12 protein-coding genes are annotated in these 19,309 nt (G+C 58.5%); all 12 read right to left on the bottom strand.

Translation table 11 applies throughout. From position 1 onward, the window contains the following. Positions 1-13: 13 nt before the first annotated feature. Positions 14-2,101 carry a molybdopterin-dependent oxidoreductase gene (locus tag SFUM_RS06865; protein WP_011698181.1) on the bottom strand — a complete coding sequence of 696 codons (2,088 nt, stop codon included), beginning with the start codon at positions 2,099-2,101 and terminating at the stop codon, positions 14-16. A 131-nt stretch (positions 2,102-2,232) separates the two neighbouring features. Continuing rightward, entirely contained in the window at positions 2,233-2,679 is a 447-nt protein-coding gene (locus SFUM_RS24105) for a very short patch repair endonuclease (protein WP_083763978.1), read from the bottom strand. A 3-nt stretch (positions 2,680-2,682) separates the two neighbouring features. Beyond that, positions 2,683-3,687 carry a PD-(D/E)XK motif protein gene (locus tag SFUM_RS22415; RefSeq protein WP_083763979.1) on the bottom strand — a complete coding sequence of 335 codons (1,005 nt, stop codon included), beginning with the start codon at positions 3,685-3,687 and terminating at the stop codon, positions 2,683-2,685. Continuing rightward, positions 3,656-5,821 carry a Z1 domain-containing protein gene (locus SFUM_RS06875; protein WP_049766311.1) on the bottom strand — a complete coding sequence of 722 codons (2,166 nt, stop codon included), beginning with the start codon at positions 5,819-5,821 and terminating at the stop codon, positions 3,656-3,658. The genes SFUM_RS22415 and SFUM_RS06875 overlap by 32 nt, the downstream gene beginning before the upstream one ends. Then, the gene (locus SFUM_RS06880) at positions 5,769-7,355 is read right to left on the bottom strand and encodes an ATP-binding protein (RefSeq protein WP_011698183.1); all 1,587 of its coding nucleotides are present in this window, start codon (positions 7,353-7,355) and stop codon (positions 5,769-5,771) included. Before SFUM_RS06880 ends, SFUM_RS06875 begins: the two co-directional genes overlap by 53 nt. Continuing rightward, on the bottom strand, positions 7,352-8,641 hold the full coding sequence (locus SFUM_RS22420; protein WP_011698184.1) for a DNA cytosine methyltransferase: 1,290 nt from the start codon (positions 8,639-8,641) through the stop codon (positions 7,352-7,354). The genes SFUM_RS06880 and SFUM_RS22420 overlap by 4 nt, the downstream gene beginning before the upstream one ends. Before the next feature lie 527 nt (positions 8,642-9,168). After that, positions 9,169-11,217 (bottom strand): hypothetical protein, encoded by a 2,049-nt coding sequence (locus SFUM_RS06885; protein WP_011698185.1) that lies wholly within the window; start codon positions 11,215-11,217, stop codon positions 9,169-9,171. A 272-nt stretch (positions 11,218-11,489) separates the two neighbouring features. Then, positions 11,490-12,566, bottom strand: a complete 1,077-nt coding sequence (locus tag SFUM_RS06890) for a DUF1786 domain-containing protein (RefSeq protein WP_041441947.1) — start codon at positions 12,564-12,566, stop codon at positions 11,490-11,492. Between the two features lie 444 nt (positions 12,567-13,010). Next, the gene (locus SFUM_RS06895; RefSeq protein WP_011698187.1) at positions 13,011-15,449 is read right to left on the bottom strand and encodes a VIT domain-containing protein; all 2,439 of its coding nucleotides are present in this window, start codon (positions 15,447-15,449) and stop codon (positions 13,011-13,013) included. A 314-nt stretch (positions 15,450-15,763) separates the two neighbouring features. Next, entirely contained in the window at positions 15,764-17,161 is a 1,398-nt protein-coding gene (locus SFUM_RS06905) for a DUF2275 domain-containing protein (RefSeq protein ID WP_011698188.1), read from the bottom strand. Position 17,162: 1 nt separating this feature from the next. After that, complete coding sequence (locus SFUM_RS06910) at positions 17,163-17,771, bottom strand: sigma-70 family RNA polymerase sigma factor (protein ID WP_011698189.1); 609 nt, start codon at positions 17,769-17,771, stop codon at positions 17,163-17,165. A 271-nt stretch (positions 17,772-18,042) separates the two neighbouring features. Beyond that, entirely contained in the window at positions 18,043-19,269 is a 1,227-nt protein-coding gene (locus SFUM_RS06915; protein ID WP_011698190.1) for an aldo/keto reductase, read from the bottom strand. Positions 19,270-19,309 lie beyond the last annotated feature (40 nt).

Below are 19,309 nucleotides of genomic sequence, written 5' to 3' on the forward strand. Positions count from 1 at the left end.
ACGCAAGACCGCATCAGGCGATCTTCGTCACGGTCACGAAGTGCTCCTGCATGGCGACCCCTCCTCCGGCCTCGTCCCAAACTTCCAGGCCGCCGCGCATGAACAGGCTGTCGGAGAGACCTTTGCCGAACGCCCTGGTCTCCACGGGGAGAGAGTGCCCGAAACCATGCACCAGGAAAACCGCTTCGGGGTGGATGAAATCGGTCAGCCTGACCTTGATCCGGCCTCGGTACCCGCTGCCGGACACTTCCACCTCTTCGCCGTTTTCAAGGTTCATGTTCTCCCCTGCCTCCCTGTTCATCCAAAGGACGTTCTCGGGCATCTGCTCGTGAAGCAGGGGATTGTTCATCGTATGTCCCTGGGTGTGCACGGGGCAGCGGCCGAACGTGATCCTGAATTTCCCTTTTTCCGCCTTCTTCGGCGGTTCATAAGGTTTCAGCGACGGCAGCCCCGCACCTTCCAGCCTGTCGGACACCAGCTCGATCCTGCCCGAGGGAGTCTTGAGCGCCGTTTCATCCAGCTCCCGGTAATGCGGCTTGTCGACAAGAGGAACCATTCCGGTGGCCGCGAAATCCTCGATGCGCACTCCCGTTCCCTGGAGCTGATAATTCCACAGGTCTTCGATGGTCTCAAAACACAGGGGAACCATACCGAGCCTTTTTGCCAGGCCCCCCAGGATCTCCCAGTCGGCGCGGGTATCGAACCGAGGTTCGACCGCTCGCTGCCGCACGAAAAAGTACGGCTTGAGCCCATTCTTGCACGCCAGGATGCTCTCTCGTTCGAGGTAGGGAGACAGCGGCAGGACGACGTCGGAAAACCACGCCGTGTCGGACCAGCTGAAGGTGACCGAGACGAGAAGGTCGAGCTTTTCGAAGATTCCCTTCAAGGCTTCCGGATCGGGAAACCCCATCAGCGGATCGTGCCGATAGGCAATATAGGCTTTCAAGGGATAGGGATCCCCGGCTTGCATCGCCTTGAAGGCAAGATGCAGCAGCCCGGCGCCGGGATCGAATTGAGGGTGGCGCCAGCCGACTCCGTCCGCTCTTTTTTCGCCGGGCTTGGGAAAAAGATCCACGAGTTTCTTCAGGCCCTTGCGGCCGACGGCGCCGGGCGTGTTCGCCAGGGGCAGGCCTCCCTTCGCTCCGATTGCCCCCAGCAGAGCATTGATGATGTACGCGGACCGGCAGACGTAGAATGAATCCGTGTACCTCGCGGTCATCCAGCCGGGATGCCACAAAACGGCGGGCCCGGCTTCCGCCAGGGAACGGGCCAGCGACGCGATTTCCTCCGCGGGAATCCCGGTTTCCCCTTCCGCCCACCGCGGCGTGTAGGGGCGCACGAACGCTTCGAGTCGATCCAGGTCCTTGATGTGCCGCCCGGCAAAATCCTCGTCGTAGAGTCGCTCCCGGAGCAGTACGTGAATGACCGCCAGGTTGAACGCGTAATCCGTCCCGGGGCGGATCATGAAGAAGCGGTCCGCCTTGGCGGCCGTGCGGGTGTGCCGGATGTCGACGACGGTCAGTTTGCAGCCGTGGGAAATCGCCGCGACAAGGTCGTTGACCTCTTTGACGTTGATCGATTCGAAAAGGTTGCGGGTCTGCAAAACGACATGCCCGGCGTTTCTGTAATCGTAGACCAGGTCTTTTCTCGAAAGGCCGAAAAGAGAAAGCGCCGCGTGCTCCACGTTGCGCGCACACGAGGCGTCGTGATTGGAATAGTTCGGAGAACCCAGACCTCTCACGAAAGCCTGGTGCAGGTCCCGAAAGGGCCCCCCGCGGTCTGAAAATAGGATGCTCCGGCCGCCATGCGATTCCATGATCCGTTTCAGAGCACCGGCAACGTGGTCGAGCGCCTCATCCCAGGAGACGCCGCGCCACTTGCCCTCCCCTCTTTTCCCGGCACGGATGAGCGGGTGCCGCGGGCGCTCGTCGTCGTCGATCAGGGCGATTCCGGCGCCCCCGCGCGCGCAGAGCGCTTTCTCGATCCCCGCCGCGTGAGGATTTCCCTGGATGAACGTGCACACGCCATCTTCCGACTCCACTTCAATGGGACAACGGACACTGCACATCCCGCAAACACTGAACACCTTTTTCTTCGCCATTTTCAACTCCGAGGGGGGAACGGATTCCATTGGCCCAGGCTGAAACTCCCGTCGCGAGAGGCTTCCGGCCGAGGCGCGCCGGCTGCATCGCCCAGCCCGCTTCCAGCGAGGATTAACAGGAATCATTACATTTAATGGAAGTTAAGAAGCACCCCAATGCGATGGACGACCTGATCGATATCGGAATAAATCTCTGACTCCCAAATGCGCAGCACGAGCCATCCCTCTGCACACAATTTCTGGCTAACCACTAGATCTCGCTCAATATTTTGTTCAATCTTTTTTACCCAATAATCTGCATTATGCCCTCTACTCAACTTGGCCTTGCGCTCGATCCAGTTGTTACCATGCCAAAAATCCCCGTCAACAAATACAACGACTCGTGCTCTTTGGAAAACGATGTCAGGCTTACCTGGAAGATCAAATCGGTTTGTGTGATACCGCAGACCGCGGCCCCACAACGTTCGGCGTAGAAGCAACTCCGGCTTTGTATTGGATTTTCTGCTTGCCCCACGGGCTGCTGCCGATGCCCCCTCAGAGCGAGGGATTAGACCTTTGTAGCAGGGCCTCTGTGCCATTGCCTATCCAAACATTGCAGCAAAAAGGCCGCCCCATTGTGCGACAGCAATGGGAGACAAATGCTTCACATTGGTGACTTCGGCCTTGAATTTAACATCTGTAACCTCGGCAGGCAGGCAAGGGTCTACCCTCGGAATCGATGTTGAGTCAAAAAGTCGGAGTTGCCTTGCAGCCAATCCTGTATCAAAAGCAACTCGCCGTGTTTTTCGCCAATCACGTCCCAGGGTAAGGGCCAAAATCAGAGAAAGCCGCTCGCGAATTTCTACTGTTAGCTCTGGACGCCCTGATATCTCCTCCCAAAGATCCGCAATAGAGGTACCTCGCCCAGTCTCATTAAGGACGAACGAAGCTATCACAGTAACGGTTCCCTCTTGGGGCAGGAGCTGATCTAAGCTGAAATAATGGGCTCGCAGGGAATTACTACAGGACTTAACTTCCACTCGCTGCAAACCCGCAACAAAATCATAAAGGGCGTGCGGGTCAGGATGCCATGCCGTCGCAACTTGGCGAATGTTGTGTGATCGTGAGATCAGAAATAACTCACACCAGATCCCTTGGAGGGACTTTCGCGCAGGGGCCTCAAGGGCTCGGAACAAATCGACTAATTTCCTGACTGCCACTGCTACGTCTCCCTCGGTTGGAGCAATAGGAAGGGTGCTGATGAAGCCTGACATCGAGCGTAGGAAGTATTGCCTCAGCATTTGATCCTCACTCAAGCATTTGAGCACCGCAAGGGTCTCTAACGACTCCCTCTCATCTTGAACCTGAACTCGGCAGACACATCTGGGCAGAAATGACAGGTTCCTAAGGTCAAAAGGAGGATCGACGATGCTACGGGAGACAGTTCGTGCAGTGAAGAGGAGTGCCGGATTGCCTTGTGGATCTTTCGCGATTCGGCAGCGAGGGTGTCCATTTATCGCTCTTGCCGTGTAAAGATCACCGGTGCCTGATGGAACAGTCAAATGATTGTATAGCTCAAATAGGTCTTCTATCTTGTTGTTCGTCATGGATAAGCATGTCCTTCTGCTGAGCAAACTTTATGGCTACCGCTGGAACGTTATTGAGTGTCTGTCCGTCCCCTTCTACACGCAACATGTGGATTTGAATTGTAGGGATGTCATCTTGGAAAAATGCCCGATCTCCTGGGTAGGACTTTGCTCCAGCGCTAGAGCGACCTTGGAACAGTTGAGGGATGAACCCCTTGTTAAGCCGTCTTAATCGTTCGCGTCCTCCATCCATGAGATAAATCACGCATTGAGCTTCGGGGTCTCGATCAATGACGGTTTTCAAATTGCAATTGACTACGCAGAGGCCAAGCGCGTCTTCCTCATCAAGATAAGAGAGGGGAGCAAGAACTTGCCTGAATAGTTCTTGAAGATAGACTCTCGCGTGATGGTGCTGATGATAAATTGAGTGCGGCATGAACAGCTTACCGGGAAGTCGCGCAACGATTTCCTGATTATGGAGGCCATTCCCAGGCGATAAGTGTGGAGCTCTGGGTGAAAACCAGCCATCGGGAAGGTGCGGACGGAAGTACGGGCTTGATAAAACATTCCTCCGAGTGGGTTCCAGCCTACTGTCAAGGTAGAACATGCGTCGCCATTCTTTGAGTGAACGCCCAGCATGTTCAGCAAGACGGGAACGCATGTCTTCCTCATGGCTCACATAGGCGGAATAGGCCGTATGGACGTCCGGATGCAAGTAGATCCGGCAGTATCCCAAATACCTGCTGTGATACCCGAAGAATCGTGCCCGCTGCTGGATTGTATCTGCGGTCCATCCACCTGGAGACCTCGGCATGTAAGTCACAGTAAGGCCCTTGATTGTATATCCGCGGCCCAACTTCTCCCCGCCCACGAGTATATGGGAGTATCCGTTTCCCCAAGGGACCTCCCGGCCATCTACGGAGTTCACGAGTGTTATGAATGTTTGATTGATCGCCACGGGCAATTTAGCCTGGACCTCTTCAAACACTGGAAGTTGATCGCAAGTGTCAGCGAGATCTTGGTGCACTCCATGAAATTCTTCCAGGAGTTCCTCACGGTCGGGGCCGGAAGTAAGTAGAACTTGATGCCAATAGCTCTTCAGTCCGTTAGCCCAATTGTAATATTGACGATGAGTCATTGTCGCCTTCGACGGGTGAATCAGCATTGAACGATGCTCGTTCATAGGTCCCATGCGTCCTGCTGCAACACCTACGAAAAAAGCCTGCATAGCACTAATGAGACTCCTGGGGGGCTCAACAGGAAGGTTTCCGTCTGAATAAATCTCGCTTTGGGGTATCCTTCTTACGTTAGAAGAAGGACTCTGAAAAAGCTCTCGTCCGCCGATGTATCCTTCTCCAGGTGATACCAACTCAGCGAAATCAGCCGATAGCGAATCGATCCTAGTTATGAGGAGCGGGGCTTGAGGTGTTGCAGTATATTGCAGATAAGTATGAAACGGGAGCGACCGCCTAAGTTCGTCGATGGTGCGGTAGGTTGAGCTTGCAGTGAGCTCTAATGGCTGCGTATTGAGGCTGGCCTGATCGGCCTCGTCGTCGAATATGATGGCAGGAAAACCTGAGAGATCTACGGCCTCCAGAAGCTCTGCAAGCTTCTGGAGGTGTGTGTGGTTTTTCATTACGCTAATAAAGAGCGTCCGGCGATCATCCTCCTCATAGTACTCACTCCGCCACTCCTGGGCGAGCGGCTCAATGTCCTGTCTATTCCTTCGAAGTCGGGGGTTGGTAAGCATGAGCCAAGACCACTCGGGGGCTGCTTTGCGGAGATGTGTCTCCAAGCGCTCCCGGTTCTGCGCCACCAGATTCGTTGTAGTACCAGCGATGAGAATAATGATTCGATAACCATTGTCCTTGGCTAGTGCCGAGACAGCTGTCATCGATGCGGTCTTGCCACTCTGGACATAGCCACATACCAGACCGGTACGCGCGGCAGTTCTGCCTGTGACCGGTGCGCACTGAGAAAGCACACGGCATGCCTCATTTATCACGCGATGAGCAGCTTCATCGGTCGGCAACACTCCCTTTGCTACAAAGTACTCGCGCAATCTTGAAGTTACCTTCCCCACAACTGGTTGCCACATGGCATCATCTGGATGCGATTCGATTATCTGGATCAGATGGTTGCCGTTGTTCGGCATGGCGAATTTCTCCTCGTTGAATGGGTCCAGAGAGGGCTGAACGCAAAATCTGGTTAAAATTCATGCGCAGTGTTCCCGCCTGTCTGACACCTACTTCTCGGGCGGTTATTTCCGCGATGGCAAGCCCGGCAGCCAACCGTGTGAAAGGAACAAGTTCATCTGCATCCGGGGAAATGAATCGCACCATAAACGGGTGAGCTAGATTCACTCGTATGTGAATCCTTGTGCTGTCGCTGTCTGTCACATTTTCAGCTATCTCAAACCAGGCTTCTCGGCTGATATCAGACATAAGCTCGACGTTTATGACCCAATGACGATGCGCGTGATCAAGATGGAGTTCGACTTGCTCGCTTCGGGCAAGCTCGCTTTCTAACTCGTCGAGCGCTCGGGGTAGAGGCGCTTCATTTGGCGCCGCATTGATCTGCTCGTCGATGATGGGGGGCAGGTGTTGGGCAATTGCCTGCCTGGTATCCCAGGTGGCTTCCTGCACCATATCCTGGATAATGCTTGCCCTTGCACGGTAGTTTGCAGCTTGGTCGAGCAGTGGCAGAGGTTCGTCATCCAGTTTCTCCTTTAGCCAATTGAGAATGTCCTCCTCCCAGTCCTCCCATTGAATCCCATCCTTCGTATGGCTGACTGAGAAGCCTTCTATCTCGAACTCGCCGATGAGTCGCTGGTAGATAAACTTATTCGGTTTTCCAAAGATTACCTCCGGCCGATATCCGTCGCCGTGGCTGCCTTGAATGAGTCTGCGACGACGGAACATCGCAAATCCAGCGTTTGCCACGCTAGCCCGCGCAAGAATCGCTGCCCAGCCTCTTACCCGATGCCCATCGCCCAAATCAAGTTCGATTTCCTTACGCCATGTCACAGGTTCGTTCGTCGGCGTCGCATAGAAAGGTGCCTGAAGAAATGTAGGAGGATCATATGCGAGAGTCTCTCCATTTAGCCGCAGCTCCAAAAGTCCATCGCGCAAGAAAACTCTGTAAATGCTTTGCAGATGGTCCTTGATTTTTCCGATAGTCCGTCCACGCAGTCGCACTTGGAGGTCTCGAAGAGATACTGTTGTAAAATGGTCGTTGGCACAAACGGTCCTTTCGACCGGCTCCAAATGCTCGGAATTCGTCTCGACAATTTTGGGGATGTCGAACGTGATCGTTCGTTCAATCGGCTCGCCTAGTGAACTCGTGCGAACTGACCACTGGCGGGCAAACCAGCTTGCAGCCGCCTTCAAGCCTAGCCCAAACTCAGACAAGCCGGAGGTATCAGCGGGAGGGGAGGCAGGCAAGAATGCACGTGCGTACTCATGTTCGTGAATTCCAGCTGCATTATCCCGCACCTCAATGCTGTCAGTCCCAATGTCGATGTCAACCTGTAGCCTATACGGTCCTTGAGAGACTACTCGAAGCCTATCCATGTTTGACAGTGCGCTCTGTAGCGAATTGTCGACAAACTCGGCGAGAGCATACCACGGCTTATAGTTCAGCCTGGCAAAGGCGGCGTACATCCTCACTTCTGGTCGGATTAGAATCATCTCACAGACTCATCCTTGATTGTGTCCTTCCAAACCCTTCCAGGCCCAAGTCCTCTCCCGGGATGATCCGGATGCTCGCCAAGGAGGTGCACATAGGAATTGGGGACCGGTTGAACGGGATACTCCCCTGGGCAGTTTTCACGACGACAAGGTATCATTCTGAGCTGGCGATGGATATTCTGCTCCCCTAGAAACTGCCGTCTGATCTCAAGCCCCAGAAGCTCCCCAATGGCACAGGGGACGGCATTGCCGATCTGGCGATGGACTGAATGCCTGTTCCCCACGAATTGATAATTGTCGGGAAAAGTTTGGAGCCGTGCGAGTTCCCGGATAGAGAGGCGCCGGTTGCGCCAGTGAAATGGGCCAGTAGCCGGCCCGGGCTCAGCTTGAATAGTCCACGAAGGCTGGCGCTTTGATAGCTTCAGAAGGAAGGACCAATACCTGGTTCTCCATCCGAACAATGGTGCGCCTCCACCTCGCTTGGTATGCCACAGGTAATTCTTTCCTTCAGGAATGCTTTTCAGCAATCCGGCCCATTTACCAGCAGGCTCAAGCTCAGACGGCCATTCCGGGGAGTCAAGGTCACCTATCGCATCCCATGCAGTAACACGCGGCTCCAACCGGTCACCACACCCATGCGTCACAGGCGGAATCTGAAAGGTCGTCCCGTCGATACTTGCGAGGAGAAACACCCGTTCGCGCGATTGTGGTACACCATAGTTGACAGCATTAAGATGAAATACCTGCAGTTTATAGGCACTGCCAAGCCTTCGATTAATGTCTCGAATTCCGTCTGCAAGGAGCTTCAACCCCCCGTCACGATTTCCGTTGGGTGCTAGACCTCTAACATTCTCAAGCAGAATGACCTTCGGTAATGCTACTTCAACAACATCTAAATAAGCTCGCAAGCCAGAAGCTCTAGGGTCACGAAGACCTTGTCGGCCACCAGTCCAGTATGCAGATTTCGAAAATGGCTGGCAAGGAGGCCCGCCGGAAAGGAGAGCCAGCTCTCCTCTCCGAAGGTTAGACTGTTCAAGAATTTCAGGGGGGGAGATCTGGTGAATATGTCCCGGTTCAGCGAGTTTCCAGTGGGGTCGGTTTACCTTCAGTGTTTCTTGAGCATCCTTCGCCACCTCGACACAGATTGAAATGCAGAAACCCGCCGCCTCAAGTCCAAGATCAAGTCCTCCTGCACCAGTAAAGAGACTTATTGTGGCTGTTTTCAAAAGATTCTCGTCTGTATTCTTCATCGTTATCACTTCAATTGGGGGCCAAATCATTTTCATCTAAAAACTTCGTTCTATGATAGCATGATGACTAAGATCACTCAAGATACCGGTGCAGTGTCCGAGGGATTGTCCCATTCCACTGAGGTAATCAGGAAGCGAAAACCCGAGTATGTTCAGCCCTCGTGTAGCATCGTTCTGTGCTGCCCCAGATTTTCTTCGCCATTTTCAACTCCGAGGGGGGAACGGATTCCATCGGCCCAGGCTGAAACTCCCGTCGCGAGAGGCTTCCGGCCGAGGCGCGCCGACAGCATCGCCCGGCCCGCTTCCAGCGAGGATTAACAGGAATTCGGCCATTGTGTCAACCCCGACATAATGGCCGCAATTATCCATGCCCCCTGCGACACCCGCGAAGCATGAAAACAGACTCACCCGGGAATCTATTTTCTAGGTAATCATCCATGATGCTCACCGCGCCCGCGAAGCATGCAAACAGTTTCATCCGGGAACCTATTTTCCAGGCAACGAATCCGCCTGCGGCTCCGCATTCACAAACCGGCCTGATGAAGCTTGAGCCGATCGGCACGTCAATTATCGGGGGATTCCCTCAAGGAAGCTTGCGGCGGGGGACTTTGGACGACGGAGATAAAAGGTGCGAGTATCCGGCTGTCGCGCGCGAGGATGCGGAGGCGGTCGGGATCGGTCGAGTCCATCCGGTTGAGTATTCCCTCCCACCTGGACCGTATTCCCCCGGGTTCGACCGACCTGTCCGCAAACAGATTCCGGATCGTCGAGGACGGGTCACGCACAAGACCGCGCATACGGCGCACCTCCTCCGACAGCGCTTCGGCAAAGGCCTCCACGGCGGCCGACGTCTCATCCTTGTCGCGCCCCTGGGACAGGGCCTTGCCGAGATGCACCGCCAGGCGGACCAGGCAATCCGGGAGCAGCATCTCCAGGGATGAAGCCCAGTCGGCAAAGGAACCGGTCGTTTCCACGATAACGAGCTTCTCCGGCATTTCGTCTTCTCCCAGCTGGATCACCTCGTCACCGTCGTCAAAATAGAGCCGCCCGTCTTTGCGGCTCACTCGCCCCAAAACCAGGCTCATTGCGGCGGCCGTTCCGAGAAAATGCGCCAGGCGAACGACGAACCCCCGGAGCCCGTAGAGCCTTGGCGGAATCCTGTGGCTCACGATGCCCGGAACGTAGCTGCGTTCGAAGAAGAACACCGGGATGGTTCCGACGCCATGCACTTCCTCCTCGAAGCGGATTTCCCGGTAGGTGACGATGGGACACCCGAGGGCGCGAATGGCTCTCAGCCGGTCGAAGATGTAATCGCGGTAGAGGACGGTTTCCCGAATGGCGTGATCGAGGGAGACATCCTGCCCCATCCGGTGCATCACGCTCCATTTCATCAACCTGGCGAGGCGGATTTCCTCCTCGCCGTCGGCCCGCCCGATAACCGCCAGGTGGACTTCGCGATCCTCATCGCTGGTGTCCCTGTCGGTCAGGGGCAGTTCCACTCTGCCGACATTGATGTACTGAATATCGCCGTGGTTTTTCCAGTAGTAATCGATGATGTTGCGGGTATGGTGGTCGGTGTTGACCTCGAAGGTCAGGTTTCCCTCTCGAATACGCGCCCCGGGCAGCCAGCGGACGTTCAAATGAAATTCGGGGCTCAACCCCAGCGCAAACTCCTCGAGGCAATGCTCATCGAGATCGTAGAGGCGGCAGAACATGGTGGTGCGCCACCCGTCGCAGTGCTCGTCGTCCCGGGTGAGCTCGGGACCCGCCGCCCGCGAAAAGAAGAAGGCGAACCGGTCGAACAACTCCTCCGCGTCTTTCGCCTGTTCCGGGTACGGCGCTTCATCGAGAATCATCGCCACCCGCGTGAGATAGGCGACCGACAGGGTCGCGCCGGCCGGGAGAAACAGGCTCAACTCGCGATTGCCCTGGTTGTTCACGAGTTGCGCAAGATCGATGATCTCCCGGATCATGCGCAAGGCCTCGTCACGATCTTCGCGAATCAGCGGGCGGATGCGCGTGTATTCCTCATAGGTCAGGAACCGCCCGCCGGTCGGGGCATTGTAGTAGTAATTCAGGCCCGTGCCGACGCGCACCCGGCTGGACCTGACGTGCTCCCCTATCTCCGCCACGGACCTGGGTGGAGGCGAAAAACGCCAGATTTCGCCATTGCCTCGGAGTCTTCTTCTGACCTCCGGGAGATGAATGCCCGTGAACTGGATGCGGTCCTTCGGCACGATGCGCTGGACCAGCTCGTCGGCCTCGAAAACCCTGTCCATGGCCCCCGGATTCGAGCGAATCAGCAGAATCGGGTCCCTGATGAGCAGCGCCACGGAGTCTCCGTAGACTCCTTCCGCGAGCTCGGCATCGGAAGGGGTATGGCCCTCATCGGCTGAGAGCTTTCTTGCGAATTCGACCATGAGAGCCGCCTGCATGGCGTGGATTCCGCGCCCGCTGATCACGGTCCCGTACCTTGGAAAAGCGGATGCGATCGGGCTCAGCGGTTTGCCGTCACTGTCCCTGGCGAACAAATCCGGTCCCAGCAGCCAGACCCCGTTGATCCGGCGAAACTCCAGCTTGTCCGAGGACAGCGAGGACATAAGGGGTGCCATACGGATCAGACCTGCAAGTGTTGGTTCGAATTCGGATCGAACGCAGCCCAACGCCGCACCGCTCCGCGCGGTCTTCGGCTCACGGCGATTCGACGGGCGAGCCTTCGGAAACCCGCTGGAGACGGTTGAATAAATCGCGGGCATTCTAGCACATAAGTCCAGGCATGAAGAGCTTTTGATTCGTTTCGCTCCGGACGGCTTCCGGGGCCGGGCCTTCCCGGGGCGCCGAGCGGTTTGCGGACGTCGCGGGGAAGCATTCCGCTCCGTGAGAATCAGACGTACCAGGTCGGCCCGATTCCCTTGCGACGTCGAATGGCCTCCAGGAGGCCCACCGTTCCGGTCATCATGTTGTCGCCCAGGGGAGCGCCGTATTTGACGGGAAGGTTCGATTCCCGCACCAGGGCGCGCTTCGGACCCGTGGCCACGATGACTTCCACGGAGTCGTAACCGAAGGGCCGACGCAGGTAGGCCCCGTGTCCTCCCTCCCGCAGGATCTGCTCGTGGTCGAGCCTGCCGTCCGCCATGTCCCGGAGCAGCTGTTCCAACCTTGGGAGACTGATGTCGCGCGTGTGATACTCGAACACCCCGGCGATTTCCCCCCGATCCAGAGCCGCACCCACTGTGTGGGAGGTTGCGATGTCCAGGACCAGGATCCTGTTCTTGCCCAGCGCGTGGATGTCCATGGACGCACCGAGCACCGCCGCCATGCCGCTGTCCATGACATAGACCTCCGCCGCCGGAATCCCCCGCGCCGAATCGGCGATGGATTTCAAGCGATTCAGGGTCGGCGGGACTTCGTCGCGGTCGTGGAGCAGGACGTGCGGGAAGGGGCATTCATCGAGTTTCAGCTTCATGATCGAATGACGGTAGTCGAGGTGGGATACTCCGGAGGGCGGCATTCCGTGATCCTGGGCGCAAATGCCCGCAATATCGAAGGAGAAGTCGACCCCGAAACCGGCGACGATGGATTTCAACCGCTCCATGTCAAGATCTCCGATGGAAACGGCGTGATAGAGCTCATCGTTTCGCATGGCTTCGGCTTCCTCATCCTCGACCACCACGATCCCCCACGACCTGACTTTTCCCATGTCATGGCTGAGCGTGCGGGCGGCCGACACGGACATGACGACACGCGCCTCCCGAGCCCGCCGCTTCAGGATATCGGTAACGGGTCCGCCTCCCATTTCCTTTCCCGTGACCAGGAGGTTGCCGGGAATCCCCGCAATGCTCTCCGCCGTGTACAGGACGGGAGATCTGGCCACCGACTTGTACTGGACACCCGAATCATCATCGAAGTACAGGACGTCCATAGTCCCCGCTCCGACATCGATCAACAAGTACCTGCTCATCCGCTCTACCCCCTGAAGTCGCCCGCCCCGCGGCCGGTCGGAAATACGAAGGCGCCGGGGGAAGGGCCCCATGCCCTCCCCCCGGCGGATCCGCGCGGGGTAAAAATCTTCATCGCATCGAAAGCCGGTCCTTCTCATACGGATTTACCTAGAAAATAGACTCCCTCGGGAGTCTGTTTTCATGCTTCGCGGGTGTCGCAGGGGGCATGGATAATTGCGTTCAAAATGATACTCTAAAAGCGTGGGGGACGTATCCCCCACACCCCCTCGCCGCTTCGCGGCTCCGTGTGGCGCTGCGGCGGCGGCCTTCGGCCAGTCGCCGACAGCGCCGAGCACTCGGCCTCACGCGCTTGCGCGTGTGGCCGAAACTTGGGGGGGGCGGGGGAATCATTCCCCCGCTCTTTTGTGCTTGAAAGATCCATCTCTTATGAACGCAACTTCGTATCAGTACTCGATAGTGACCCTGACAACTGTACCCTTGTTCCCGCCGCTCGGGAATATCCAGTTCTTCACGATTTTGATCAGGCATCGTTCGAGATGGGCCGACAACCGCTTCGAGCTCGACACGAACCGCACATTCCCGACCTTGCCGGAACGATCGACAGCCCACTCGATCACGATGGTCTCAATTCCCGGTTTGTGTTTTCCGGCAGACCATTCCGGACAGTTCAGGAACTCCTGCGCCCGGCTGTCGACAACGGATCGCACATCTGTCTCCGCCAGGCTCCCGCGGACCTCGACCTTGCGCACCGCGATCCGAAGGTCGCTCTTCACGGGAGCCTTCTCCTTTTCTTCGCGAGCGGGCGACGCCTGCGGCCTGCCCGACCCGGCAGATTCCCGGCTGCTCACCTCACCGCGACCCGCGCTTCTCGGCGCAGCCATGGACTTGTACATCCTCAGTCCCGGCGAGGGCGCGCCCACCGCGAGGTCTGAAACCCCCTGAGGCAACGGCAGAGGCTGGGTCACGGTATCGGACCCCGATTGATTGCGAACCAGCGTGTCGATGGCCACAAAGGACGTATAGGACGTCAGCAGGCCGTATTTCAATCCCAGTTCGGTAATCTGACCGACTCGGGTTGCATCGGAGCGCAGTTGGTTTCTATCCGTCAAAGCGGTGATTCGCGCCCGCGCCCAGAGGTACTTCAGCACCGAATTGCCCTCCTCGGGCCTGGAACCGCCCACGTCCACCGTTTTGGCGAATTCTCCCGCTCCGGTCGAGCCCTTGACGGTGATCTTGCCGGAAGGCTCGCCCCGCCATTTGCCGAAAATCACCACGGGGCGTTCCGCCAACACATCCGGAATTCCCGCCGGTTCCACGTCGTAGACGCCGAATGCGCCGAAATCGGCCTTGACGTTGGTCAGCAGCGGCGACTGAATGTAGCGGCGAAACTTCTCGGCACCCGCCGGGGCCTCGTCAGGCCTGGTGATCACGAAGGGTTCTCCCGCGCCCGCTCTTGCCATGCCTTCGATCAGCATCCGGTTTACGCTCGTCCCGATGCCGAAGGGGAAAAAATTCGCGTCTCCTATGTGACTGCGGATCAACTCGAAGGCCTCTTCCTCGACGGTCACGAAGCCGTCGGTGGCGATCACCATGGATCGAGACACCCCCTCTTTTCTGGGCAGGGAAAGCGCTTTCTTCAAGGCCGGCAACAGTTCGGTCCCGCCACCCCCCTGTCGGCGCCCGATCATTTCGACGGCTCGGCGAACGTTGTCGGCCGACGCGGGAACCGATCGTTCCGCCATGACCGTGGAATCCCCCGAAAACAGCATGACGTTGAAGCAGTCGGTCGGCTTGAGCCCGCCGATCAGGTCCGTCAGCAGCCGCTTGGAAATCTCCAGAGGAAAGCCGTGCATGGAACCCGAAACATCCACGATGAAGATATACTCCCTGGCCGGGATTGCAGCTTCAACAACCCTTTTGGGAGGCTGCACCGTCAACAGGAAGAAGTTTTCGTCCTTTCCCCGATAGAGGAGCAGCCCCGAATCGATGCTCTCGCCGGAAAGCCTGTATTTCAGAACGAAGTCGCGGTTGCCGCCGAATTTTTCGTTGGCGCCCAGGTCAACCGAAGCACGGGTTTGCCCCTCGTAGCGGATCGCCGTTTCGTGCGAAGGACAGGTGATCTCCCGGATGGGCAGGCCGGCGTTCAGCCTGGCCGTGATGTTGAACGAATAGGTCGGCGGTTCCTTTTCGTGAAGGTAGGGGTTTTGGACCCACTTTTCGGACGCGGGAGCGCCGGCGGCAGGCTGATTCGAATAGCGCGGGCCGACCACCGTGGGGTACACGAACTCATAGACTCCCTCGGTGGGGCTGAGAAGCTCGTTGTATGTGAGCTCCGTTTTTATTTCGTCCCCGGGCATGATGTTGGCCACGTTCATCTGGAACACGTTGGGCCGCTGCTGCTCCAGCAGGGAGGCGCTCTTCCCCTGGCTCTTCGCCTGTTCGTAATCCCGCCTGGCTTCTTCGCGCTTTCGGATCACCGCCGTGACGGTCCTTTCTCCGATGGTCATCTTCATCGCACTCACCGCCGCACGCGTGGAGGCCGGAAAAACATAGATCGCTTCGATGGGCCGCTTGCCCTCATTGCGATAGGTTTGTACGACTTTCACATTGGCGATGACTCCCGCGATTTCGACCTCCGCCGAAGTCGACTTCATCGGCAATCGATCGACATCCGAATCTTCGCTTTTCACAAAAAAGTAGGGGGACAGCGTCTTGTCGCCCGTGTCGGGCAACCCCTGCTCCGCCAAGGCCGGGCCGGGGATTCCCCCCACTGCGATTCCGTTTCCCGCACGTTTCCCCTGCCCCGTATGAATGGAAGTCAAGAAGCTTAGAGCAAATACGAGTGCAACGCTCACAACCTTGATCGGATTCATTTCTGCCATGTCACGCCTCCTTTGTTGTTTGTGCCGACCTGTTACTGGATTTGACAGAAAGGGGCGGGAAAAGTTCCAAAGAATTTTTTTTCACCCGGCGGGAGCGTTCCTGCGTGCGGGCGGGGAAAACGCTGCCCCTGCGGGCGGGGCAGAAACACCAGGTGCGCGATGAACCTGCGGGCAAGGGCCTGTTGTCCGCGCGGGCGGGGCGGAGCAGAAACGAAATGTGAAAAGTGTAGGTTTGACCCCTTGCTCTGTTGCCCGGGATCGTGCTCCACACCGGATTGCCCGGAGAACGGATGGACGCCCCCATGCGGCGAAAGTCATCGTGCGGTCGGGGGCGTCGAGAATTCGATTCGCAGCCGGAGTCGCGCTCCAGGCCCGACGCCCGGGGGGAGGCCGGAACGTTTGCGGACCGCCCCGATGCGCTCAAGGCCGGAAACCACGGCGGAGTAGCCCTCGGCCGGGATTTCAGCGACAATGGTCTTCAGCAGTCCGGTCTTCCGGTCGAAATCTTCGGCCAGTACCACGCCCCCGGAGGAACGCACCGCCTTGGAGACTTCGGCGGCCGCATCGACGGGTTGCGAAAGGGAGCGCGGCAACTCCTCGGGCGTTCCAGACACCGTCTCACTCGGGGGCCCGGCAGCCGGCGACTTCGCGGGTTTGCCCGCTTTTGCGCGGGGCTGAGCAGTGCCGGCCCGCGGGACGGCTCCCGGAGATGCGGGCGCTTTCGCGGGTTCGGATGTCCCGACTCCTGCTCCCGCTCGTCCGGCTCCTCGGGCTTCTTCCTGCGTCGGAGCCGCCTGGGGCACGGGCGATGCTTCCCGCATCGAAACTTCCGAATCCGCCCTTTCCGCCGCGCCCGGCGACGCGCGGCCGACGGCTCCGGATACCTGTCCGCCCACGGCGGCACGCAGTTCAACCGAGAGCGTCAGCTCGTCATGGACGACCCGGGGGGACATCCGACGCTGCACCGCCGGCGCCGAAGGGGCCGGGAGAATTGCCTGGGAACGGTCGGCACGCTTCGACGGCCCGGCTTCAGGCTTCGGCGCGGGGATCCCCGTCGCCGCCCGCTCAACGGGTCCCGCCCTGCCCGCTTCCACGGCGCCGGCCGGCGCTTCGGCCTCCGGTTTCGCCCGGCCCGCTCCGCGTTCCTCTTCCGGAAAGGAGGGCTGCGCGGCAAAACGATCCTGAGCCGGAGCCGCGGCTTTGGGCCGAGGATGAATCTCCGTCGGGGCCGGGGCTGGAACCGAAGTCGCCGCCCGGCTCGGAGGCTGGGCGGGAGCGGGAAGCCCCGCCACTGTCCCGGGCGGCATCGGAGCCTCGGCGGTGGCGGGAGCCCGGGCCACCGGGGATTCCCTCGGGAGGTCCATCTTCGTTTCCGGCGCACTGTAATAGAAGGTGAAGATGAGCAGCGCGGCGGCGGCGACTCCCAACGCCTCCAGCGGCAGCTTGATCTTCAGGGGCAGAAAAAGTCGGCTCAACAGACTTTTCCAGGAAGGCTCCCGCTCGATGCGCGCGTGCACGTTCCTGAGAAAATCAGCCGGGGCTTCGTGCCGCTCGAGGCCGGCCATCGTCTGAAAGTAGCGCTGGATCAGCTTCAGCTCGGCGCTGCACGCCTCGCACCCGGCCAGATGCTCCTCAACCCTGCTCTTCTCGGAACCGTCGAGCGTTCCTTCCAGGTATTCCGGCAGCAAGTCGATGATGCGGGTGCAGTCCATTTCAGATCAGTCCCTTCAGTTTGTCTCTGAGCTGTTGCCTCGCCCGCGCGAGCCGCGATTTCACCGTGCCGAGGTTCAGGCGCGTCACCGCGGCGATTTCCTCGTAGGCGATGCCCTCGATGTCCCGCAGGACCACAATTGTCCGGGACTCTTCGGGCAGGCTGTCGATGGCGCTCTGGATCAGGCCGTCCCGTTCCCTGTCGGTCATGCGATCGAGCACGGAGGGCGAAGGATCCCTCAGCTCCGGTACCGCCCGATCACAGTCGGGATCCTGGAGCGCGTCGATGGAAACCATACGCCTTCTGCGCCGGTACTCCGAAGACTTCAGCCTGTTCCGGCAGGTATTCACGGCAATAGCGTAGAGCCACGTCGAGAAGCTCGACTTGAATCGAAAATCCTTGATCGACCGGAATACCCTTACGAACACCTCCTGTGCCTGCTCATTGGCCTCCTCGCGATCCCCCAGCAACCGCCAACACAAGTTGAAGACCCTGTCCTTGTGACGCAAGACGAGACGATCGAAGGCAGTTCGGTCGCCCTCGAGGAAGGCGCCCACCCAGGCCAGATCCTGCTCCCGATCTGCGTCGCGCGGTTTCAGGTCTTCATTCATTCAGACAACTTCCGCGCTCAAAAGTTCCGTTCCCATCGGACACCACCTCCGTCCATCGCTCGCCGGGCCCCCGTCCGAGACCGGCTTGCGCTCGGGACGGCAAGTTCGGGCGAGGGCGGGACACCCTGCCCCGCAATTCCACGCGTCGCAAAAAGGACCGGCGTTTATCCCCGACCGCTTGACTTTCCGCTGAATCGTCATGGCGCGATCCCGAACGCGAATCGTTATCATGAGCAGCCTTTACAGCGCCGGCATGCCGGAATGACACCGCTCAGGCCAACAGGGTCGAGGCCTCTTTCATGAGTCGCCCGATCCGGACATGGTTGGGACACTTGTTTTCCGCCTGTTTGAAGTCCATCTCACGCAGCCGGTCTTTCACGTCCCGGTCGAGGCCGGCGAAAAACTCCCGTGCCCGGTCCCGCTCACCGTAGCTGTGAAAATACATCAGATGACGCATCACGTCGCCGACGGGCACCCTGCAATCGATGGCCGATTCACACAGGTCGGCGCACCCGGCGCAATACCCGGACGAAGTTTCGAGGGCGTAACGGTTCAAAAGCTCCAGGTCCGGTGCGGAGAGCTTGTCCCGGTTGAGCGCCGCCGCGACGTTGGACATGAGGACCGTCAAGCTGGGCATCTGGGAGCAGATGCTCGCGATGTCGGGATTCTCCCAGACCGCTTTCAGCTTGGCCTGCTTGTCCGTGAATCCCATTTTCAGGAAACGGCCGGCCAAAGCCAGTTCCGCTTCGCTGTCCATCCTGACGGAACCGCCGCCTTGGGTTTTCATCGCGGTGAGGCCGATTCCCGCCTTCACGCAAGCATCCACGGCCGCCTTCATCCTGTCGCTGTGCATGATGCGGAAATTGTACGTCATCATGATGCCGTCGATCCAGCCGAGCCCGGCGGCGCCCAGCATGCATTCCTCCATGTTGCTGTGGGTGCTGAATCCGAACAGCTTGATCTTCCCTTCTTTTTTGGCTTTCTCCACCCATGCCCTGGTATCGTTGTTGAGCTCCTTGATGCTCCTCGTGCCATGAATGAAATAAAGGTCGATGTAGTCCGTGTTGAGCCTTTCCAGGGACTGTTGGAGCAGCTTGGTCATCCCCTCCGGATTCCGTTCGTCGGACTTGGTGACCAGGAATACCTTGCCGCGCGTCTCGGGGTATTTCTTGAAGAACTGGCCGAAACCCGCCTCGCTCCTTCCACCCTCGTAGCAATCGGCGGTATCCCAGTAGGTGACGCCCCACCGCACGGCCTGCTTCAGGAGAAGTTGATTGGACGGGATGTCGAACATCCCGCCCAGCGAAAGGCATGAGACGCGTATCCCCGTCTTGCCGAACGGCCTGGTGGGAATTTCCCCGGCATCCGCCCCGGGCGTTTCGGTCGCAGGGGCACCGCTCTGCGCGAAAGCACGGCTCCCGACCAGCAGGGATCCGCTCCCCATGGCTCCGGCGGTCTTGATGAAATCACGTCTGGAAAGTCCTTTTCCGTGGGACATCTTGTCCGTCCTTTCGTTGAATGAGTGTAAAGCCGACCGG

The sequence above is a fragment of the Syntrophobacter fumaroxidans MPOB genome (assembly GCF_000014965.1).
Taxonomy (GTDB): Bacteria; Desulfobacterota; Syntrophobacteria; order Syntrophobacterales; family Syntrophobacteraceae; genus Syntrophobacter; species Syntrophobacter fumaroxidans.